The sequence below is a fragment of the Arcicella sp. GW821-FHT09D11 genome (assembly GCF_059416265.1).
The window spans coordinates 77,030-83,284 of record NZ_JBWKOV010000014.1 but is presented as its reverse complement, the minus strand read 5'-3'; the positions used below and the strand labels follow the sequence as shown (position 1 = coordinate 83,284).

Annotated in this window: 5 protein-coding genes; all 5 read right to left on the bottom strand. The window is 36.7% G+C overall.

Translation table 11 applies throughout. The features are described from left to right. A partial coding sequence (locus AC07N0_RS22310; RefSeq protein WP_494591063.1) for a S9 family peptidase occupies positions 1-1,928 on the bottom strand: 1,928 nt, incomplete at its 3' end. Between the two features lie 24 nt (positions 1,929-1,952). Then, on the bottom strand, positions 1,953-5,117 hold the full coding sequence (locus tag AC07N0_RS22305; RefSeq protein WP_494591062.1) for a lantibiotic dehydratase: 3,165 nt from the start codon (positions 5,115-5,117) through the stop codon (positions 1,953-1,955). Between the two features lie 248 nt (positions 5,118-5,365). Continuing rightward, entirely contained in the window at positions 5,366-5,563 is a 198-nt protein-coding gene (locus tag AC07N0_RS22300; RefSeq protein ID WP_494591061.1) for a class I lanthipeptide, read from the bottom strand. A gap of 107 nt (positions 5,564-5,670) precedes the next feature. After that, positions 5,671-5,865: a class I lanthipeptide gene (locus tag AC07N0_RS22295; RefSeq protein ID WP_492804466.1), complete on the bottom strand. Its 195-nt coding sequence runs from the start codon at positions 5,863-5,865 to the stop codon at positions 5,671-5,673. A 56-nt stretch (positions 5,866-5,921) separates the two neighbouring features. Next, entirely contained in the window at positions 5,922-6,122 is a 201-nt protein-coding gene (locus AC07N0_RS22290) for a class I lanthipeptide (RefSeq protein ID WP_494591060.1), read from the bottom strand. Positions 6,123-6,255: the final 133 nt, after the last annotated feature.

The window sequence follows — 6,255 nt, the reverse complement described above, 5'->3', positions numbered from 1 at the left end:
GCCGTAATCTGCTCGATAAAAGTATCGTTTGCTTCTTTTCCTTCTTCGCCTATGATGGGAATTTTCACATTGTCCAACACGGCGTATCCCTGCGTAACAAAATAGATAGGTGAAAGAATGGGTAATCTGACAAATTCATTAGACGAAATATTTTGCTGACTTGCTCCCTCCTTGGATTTATATTCCTCGGGATAAGCCCACATAAGCGTAGGCAGAGGCCCACGTGCAGGCGTATAGTCAGCAGGTAAATAAAGTTCAGCAGTCAAATCTATACCGTCGGAACGTTTATATTTCAAGACCTTTTTTTGTACATTTTTAAGCTGTGGATATGGATGTTCAAAGTTGGTTAATGGTGTAATAAAAGATGAATCTGTCGACAAATCTCGGATGTAATAATTAGGGTTTTCAGTAAGGGATTCTCGTCTAGTAAGAAATTGCATTTTGTCTCTATTCAACACAGAAATGGCATATTCATAATGATTTTTATCGCATTGCCATAGTCTTTTGGTTTCACCAGTCGCTAAGTTTACCTGATCAATAAAAGGTCTGTTTCCTTCTGGCGTTGCTCCTGCTCCAAAAGTCAACATCTCATCCTTATCTGAAATAGCCATCGTAAATTTCCCAAATTTGTTTCTTAGCACTTCTGGATTACCAGGTTGATTATAAATATCTTCCGCAGAAATATCATACAAAAGACGAGGCTCTTTTTTAAGAGATGGGTCAATCACTCGACTAATGTATCGACGAGTAGCGTTCCAATATTCCGAGGTCATCGCAAATTTTTCGTTACCCCACGACATATAACTAACCCTGTATTTTGACGTCAACACTTCATCAGGATTACCCTCAAAAGGATAATTCCACGAATACATTTTATCCCTGACATCTGTTACTCTTTTAGGGTCTCCCCCATCCTGAGCTTCCAACCACCACAACGAAGCCTTCACGTCTGGTCGCCAAGCATGACCTCTGGGTAGCTCTGTTACAGCATCATACCCGATAGGAATATTTTCTTGCAAAGGAATATCTGCGATAGTTTTCAAAAAACTGCCGTCTTTCGTAAGCCATATATCTACTTTCTCAGGGAACCTATACATCGGTAGCGTATAAGAATACGGGCGTTGCACCTTTTTGGTCATTAGGCAAGTGCCATCGGGTGATACGCTGATGTTTTTATAAACAGCTACCCTTCCTATTTTCAATATCTTTCCCTTTACTAGGTCTGTCTTAACAATCTGAGATTCACCATAATAATCAAATACTGCTTGGTCGTATGGACTTTTTAGTAAATCTTGATAAGTACGCGAAGCATTTTTTTGTCCGTTGCTCTCTTGTACCACTGGCCCTTTCACGATGTTAAGTTTTGTCGGCGGGTCCATCCTTGAAGGAACTGTCAGAACCATAATATTTTTGCTGTCATTCAACCACTCATAAGGTGAATCAAATACAGAATTAACCGTGATTTTTTCAATCCTGTGAGCGTCTAATGTTTGCATATCCACATACCAAAGCTCTACTCCGTCGGGTCTGTTATGGGTAAATGCAAATTTTGTTTCATCAGGTGACCATTTGATATTAGCAATCAATGGATTTTTAGGTAAGTTTTTTACCTCAACTTCTACTTTAGTATCAATAAACAGGATTTTAATCGCCGTTGCAAAGCGAATCCTGCTTGGCGAATTACTTTTGGGATTAATCCTCATCCCAGCCACTCTGATTTCAGGCTCTGCCAATTCTGCAACTGTCGGCAAGGCGTTGTTTTCTAAAATAAGCAAAACGTTTCCCTTAGAGTTTGTTCTAACTGTTGGGGTAATCTTACCTAACAATAAATCTTCAATAGCTTGTGGGGGATGCTGATATACGCTCTCCTGCCCCATGCAAACCATTGTACTAATGATGGTGATAAATATTAAGGTTAACTTTTTCATTGTTCTAACAATTTAGTGATACAATTAGCTATTAATCAATACAGTATGTTGTTTTTTGCGAGCAATCTGAGATTTATAATACTTATCTAAATAATGATAAATTACTAGTTCGTGCAGGCGTTGTTTGGAAATAAACAAGCGATTCAAATACATGTGTATTAGGCTAGGCAACATCTCCTGAAAAGTCATAACACCCGTTTGTGTTGCTTGAATTTCCCTTATTTCTGCTACAATTTTTCTGTTTTCAACAGAGCGTTCTTTAAAAATGGCTACCGCATCGGCTACTCCTTCATCATATTCATTTCCATTCATCAACTGGTTGATTGCTGAAGTTTGAAGCCTATATTTATCGTTCAATTGAACATTTAAGGCATTGTTACCGTTAAATTCCTGAAAGAAACCTGCTTGTAGATTCTTTAGTAATTCAGCTTTTTGCGTAAGGCTAAATTCAAAATCATCTAACAGAGCATTCACACCGTATAACCCAAACAAATAGCGATATTTTTCTCCTTCATCACTCCCGTCAAGTAAATCTATAAAATTGACGATGGCTTGGCTATCATGATAGAAAAGCTGTTCACATTGTTCAATAGTCGTATCTCCATACCGTTCAATTTCACGCTTATACGTATCAATCTGAATACTGTTTACTATTTTTTGATCAATATACGGCGCTAGTTTTTCATGTAATAGCGTAAGAACATATTGCCAAAACTGGGCATTTTTACCGTTGTGAAATCTCAAACGAAGGTGTTCGTCAGTATCTTTAAATCTGAGGAAAAACCATTTGTCTATTACGCCATCATGCACCAATTCTTCACAAAGTGGTTTAACAATTTTTGTCAAAATTTTCTCTATTGACTTTGTTCCAGTATATATTTTAACATAAAACCATTCGCTTCCCGGCATAAAAACTCTTCGAACGCTACTATCTATACGCTTTGGAGTCATTTCTCTCTTTTTGACATGAAGTGTTTTGAAGGCGAGCAACATTTCGTTAGTATATCTTCCGTTTTTATCTTGGATAAAACAATTGTCAGGACTAGACAGAAACTCACTTAAGGTAGCCATTCCTTTCTTTAAAATCTTATGATGTAAAATTTGTAGTGACGTTTCACTCTCAAAATCTATCAAAAGCTCATTATCTCCTTCAGTCAAAACTACGTAGCGAGGAATGTTGAGGTCTTTTTGCAGATTGTTCCAAAAAGTTCTATCAGGCAGATTCTTTCCTGCTAATGCTGGATGTAATGCTGCATATAGTTTCCATTTAGCCTTGCTAACGATTATATTTTTATATTCTACACGTGGTAGAAATGTTTGTTCATTTAATATTCCCCAGTCCCAACTAACAGTACTATTTAGCCCATACCCTTGTAAATCACATAGAAACTTATAAATCCCTAAACCTCGTGAATAGTTATGTGCCGTAGTAAGGCGTGGAATTACTTCCTTATTCAATTTTTTTGAACGCAAAATTACTTTTCTGCCATAAGGCACTGACACCATCAAATCATCTAATGAAATTTGAAATGGTTTTTCTACAGATGCATTGCCCAAGAACGGAATTTCATATTTCCGAATAGCAGGCCTCATCAAAATATTTCCTATTCTAGCTTCTGGCAGGTGTACAACTTCCGCATAAATGGCATCTGGATTATGTTGTTCTTCGTATTCCAGACACTCTTTTACTTTTTGCGTGATTTTTTCATCCCCATGACAAAAACGAGCAAAAAGATTTCCAGCCGATGGCCCAGAAGCTACAGACATCAAAAACTTGAAATTTCCTGCATCAATTGCCTCTGCTGATGGAGCCAATACAGAGCCAAAAGCATAAAAGCTATCAGGTAGCTTTATACTATCTTTTAGGGGTAAAAAAGGCTCAAAATCCTTGTCAGTAAGCGTTATGGTATTGCTTCCCTCCTGCTTTGCTTGCAAAAATTTACTAAATTTTATTCTATCAATGTCTTCCCAATTAGTGGTTTGTTCCTTTGCTCTTCCCTGAATTCGTAAATCATCCACCAACGGTGCATTGTCGGCTTGTCCTCCAAAAACAGCACCATACCCTATCCCAGTTTCGCCATCTAGTGCCAATAACAAAGGGACTTCTTCTTCTTCATAACGGGCATAAAAACGTTTTTTGAAACTTTCTAAATCTGCTCCATTGTTTTTTCGAGTCCACAAAAACAACTTTTCAAGGGAACTTGATAGTTGATTTGTTACCGTCTTACCGATTGAATTATTGAGTGTTTCGTAAAACAAATCTGTCTGTATTAAATCCTTACTAGAGGTTTTTACAAAATTATCCGAAATAATTCTTTCTATTTCATGGTATTTCGTAACAGAATTATCTTGGACTAATAGTAATTTTTTTATTTCCTGAAGATGCTTCGATATTTCGGTGGTGCCTTGTAAGGTAGCGATACGGGTCATCAAAACATCGAAGAATTCATCTCCTGTAGTGGTAGGTTCCAATTCACTTACTAATATCTGAGCATCAATCATATCTTCTACAAAGGCAATTGCTTCATGATAATTTACTTCGCTTGAAACAATGCTTTGTGCTAATTCTGATAACCTAGCCCCATTTTTAGCTTTTGTAAGGATACTTTCAAGGTATTCCGAAAAAGCAACAGATGTTAGAAAACAAGAACGTTTTTTATGGTGAACCCGACATTCAGCATAACGATAGGCATCAGCCACTTGATAAATACTGCTATTGGTGAAGAACAAAAGTTGATGGCGAATCTCTTCACGATTAACAATCAACTTTGCTACTTCTTCCACATAATTCATATCTAATCTTGAGCTTTTCCTAAACTTAGCGTTTTCGGCAAACCGAATATCAGTCGAGTCTTGAATATCGCCAATCGTACACCCTGCAAATAAGCCATAGGGCGTACAACGGGTACTCATGCGCACATAATATTTGTAAAGTGACAACAGAATTTTACGAACGTCACTCGGATTTTGATTTACACCGTCAAACCATTTTTTGAATTCAGCATAAAAATCTGGCGAGGCAATATAGATGGCTTCTTGTAGAATAGCCTCCGAGAACAACTCACGTAGGTTTTCATCAAGGGCTTCCTTGCTCCCATGAATAATTTTATCATTGAATTCCATCAATTTATCTACCGACAATAGTGGAGTTCGGAGTAAATAAAAGTCGTGTGCTTCAAAATTCTGCATAATACTGCGCGTTTATAATTTGTTTTTATAAGAAAAATAGGTAACATTACGCTTGAATAATTAAAAGAAAGACGACTCCTGTTATTGGCATTGTCGAGATAGCCGATAACCAACATTCGTTATTCTAAGCCAGGCCTTCTCCAAAAGGTTTGGCTTTTTTATATTTAGAGGTTTTTATTTTAAATAGGTTCTTCTTGGTGATTTTATAATTTCATTGTTAAATAGGTTTTTCGGATAATGAATAAGGCTTAATTACAAGAACAGGCATCACAAGATTTGCTCTCGTTTATCTCTTCAAAAGCATCCTTTGGCTTTGGTGTATGAATACAAGTAGCAGTGTTTACACTTCCGCCTGCGATAGCGTCCATTTGCTGAGCATCTAATTTGCTTACGATTTGACGATCAAGTGATAATTTTTTGTCGAAGGTTATTTGTTTCTTTTTCATAGTGATTTTTTGTTTATAAAATTGAAGAATGATGTTTAAGTGGCTTTTGAGTAGCTACTATCCTGAATATTTACCGAATAGTAGCCATCAGACAGCGTAAATCTTTTTTAGTGATTACAAGAACAAGCATCACAAGATTTTGAACCCTCAGCTTCCAATGCTTCTTTTGGTGGGTGTCCGATACAAGTAGCAGTGTTTACACTTCCGCCTGCAATTGCATCCATTTGCTGAGCATCTAATTTGCCCACAATTTCTCTATCAAGAGATAATTTTTTATCAAAAGTTATTTGCTTCTTTTTCATGATTTTTTTGTTTGAAATAGTTAAATAGAATTTAGTCTACATGTACAGTAGTTGCATTATGGTTTTGGGCCATTACAAGAACAAGCCTTACAAGATTGTGCTGCCAACTCGTTGTCATCAGCAGTTTCTTTGTAAACACAAGTGGCAGTGTTTTCGCTACCACCCACAATCGCATCCATTTGTTGAATGTCTAGCTTGCCAATGATGCTTTTATCAAGCGATAATTTTTTATCGAAGGTTATTTGTTTCTTTTTCATGATTTTCAATGTTAAATGTTGTTAGAATCAATAAAAAAGTATCCAAACAGCGTTGGTTTAGACAGTTACCTAAGGTTGAAATCAGATGCACTGCATTGATTTTCAATGTTTTATTCTTAACAGCAAACGAATT

Bases quoted from the DNA above. Each gene is read 5' to 3' on its own strand.
- AC07N0_RS22305 (WP_494591062.1), bottom strand. From the start codon at position 5,117: ATGCAGAATTTTGAAGCACACGACTTTTATTTACTCCGAACTCCACTA.
- AC07N0_RS22300 (WP_494591061.1), bottom strand. From the start codon at position 5,563: ATGAAAAAGAAACAAATAACCTTCGACAAAAAATTATCACTTGATCGT.
- AC07N0_RS22295 (WP_492804466.1), bottom strand. From the start codon at position 5,865: ATGAAAAAGAAGCAAATAACTTTTGATAAAAAATTATCTCTTGATAGA.
- AC07N0_RS22290 (WP_494591060.1), bottom strand. From the start codon at position 6,122: ATGAAAAAGAAACAAATAACCTTCGATAAAAAATTATCGCTTGATAAA.